At 33.9% G+C, this 1640-nt stretch carries 2 protein-coding genes and 1 pseudogene; all 3 read right to left on the bottom strand.

The genetic code is table 11. The features are described from left to right. Positions 1-767, bottom strand: a 767-nt coding sequence (locus ACKI2P_RS11730; protein WP_407377774.1) for a zinc-ribbon domain-containing protein, incomplete at its 3' end; no start/stop codon positions are given. Positions 768-834: 67 nt separating this feature from the next. Then, complete coding sequence (locus ACKI2P_RS11725; RefSeq protein WP_407377772.1) at positions 835-1215, bottom strand: DUF120 domain-containing protein; 381 nt, start codon at positions 1213-1215, stop codon at positions 835-837. 61 nt (positions 1216-1276) lie between these two features. Then, positions 1277-1640 (bottom strand): annotated as a pseudogene (locus ACKI2P_RS11720) (dolichyl-phosphate-mannose-protein mannosyltransferase); the annotation flags it as partial.

Genomic DNA, 1640 nt, shown 5'->3' with positions numbered 1-1640 from the left:
AACTCCATATATCCTTCCCAATATCCTAATTCCAAATCGTCTGGATTGTAAATGTTACTGCCACATTCAGCACATCTGTAATGCCCTCCGGTTTCATATACTGATTCACTTCCACAGTATGGACAGGTCAAGACATATCCTTCTGAACTATCAAATTCCTTGTTGTTGAGACTATTTGTCGCTTTGGAATTTCCTGAACTGTAATCACGGCCATGGCTGGAACTTGAAGATGAGGAAGATGATGAATATTTATACTCATCATTGCTGGAACTGGTGTCTTCAGAAGACTCTCCATAACTTACTACATCATCTCCAAAAAAATCAAATTCATGACCCTTCAAATAACCGTTATGATTAAGATCAGCTCCCTCAAAGAATCTTTTAAGTGTTGAATTATCTAAATAAATCCAGTTCACTTCTGTAATTTCTTCAAAGGTTACCTTGCCATCGGCATTTGAGTCCAAATAATTAAAATCATCAGGATAGTATGTTCCAAAACTTTCAGCAAATCCAGCGTAAATTAATGCAGCTGCTAAAAAGAGAACAAATAGAACTATAGGTACATAGCAACAGCAGACCTTTAATTTATTCGGTTCTTTATTATTTGCTTGATTGCTTGTTTGATTAGAAGAATAATTTAAAGAATTATCCGTTGTTGAGCCACTTGAAGAGGTGGAACTATTATAAGTGCCTAATTTTGCACCACAATCAGCACAAAAAATAGCCTCATCAACGTTTTCCTTTCCACAATGAACACATTTTTTCATATTTCCCCCTCAATATAAAATTTAGCTATTCAATGATTAAAAAAAAGTAAATTATTAAGTCAAATTGTTAAATATCAATGGTTAATGTCACTTCATCCCCATCTTTGAAATTGTATTTGTCCCTTAACTTGTCCTTGGATATGAATTCCAAATAATTCTCATCATGGGTTGTCTTGTCTGGAAATACAATGGCCCCTTCAATGTCCTTGTTTAGATGAGCTCGAATATACCTCACTGCACCGAATCCTTGATCTGGCTTTATAAGATTCTTGCAGCTGTTTTTCATTAATCTTATATCCTCAAGCTTATCCTCTTCCACAATGAGGTTCAATGTTCCAGGAAACGGGGTGAATCCGCATTTTTCCTTGAATTGGTCCTTATAGAAATCCTGGCCTAAAAAATATGCTGCCTTTCCCAATCCTGTTGTGACTATTCCTGTAATTTCCATTATAATCCCCATTAAAATATAAAAAATTTAAGAAAATAATTAAATAAAAATCTTAATTTCATTAAAGTGACCTTAGCTGAACAAATGAATCCCTATCGCTTGAAACGTAATTCCTGATAGATGTGCTGTTTCTATTTGCAAATTCTATCATACCATCCTTTCCATCAAAGCTGAATGTGAGATTTCCATTCTTAACGTCATCATAATCAAATGTGCACATGATGTTTCCATCATATGAAATTGAATAGCTTGAATTCTTTTCAAAGTTTCCAACTGAAGACAAGATGGATTCATTTTCTAAAGTCAAATTGAAGAATGTTGCATTAGTTGATTTTGGACTGATGTCAAATTCAACGAATCCTTCCATTACATCACTTAAGTTATTGAATTGAATATTATGCATTACGGTTATGTTCTGGAAAACT

It is taken from the genome of Methanobrevibacter sp. (assembly GCF_045541095.1).
GTDB lineage: Archaea > Methanobacteriota > Methanobacteria > Methanobacteriales > Methanobacteriaceae > Methanocatella.
Note: the sequence above shows the minus strand (reverse complement) of the source record. Positions and strands in the feature narration are given on the sequence as shown.

Bases quoted from the DNA above. Each gene is read 5' to 3' on its own strand.
- ACKI2P_RS11725 (WP_407377772.1), bottom strand. From the start codon at position 1,215: ATGGAAATTACAGGAATAGTCACAACAGGATTGGGAAAGGCAGCATAT.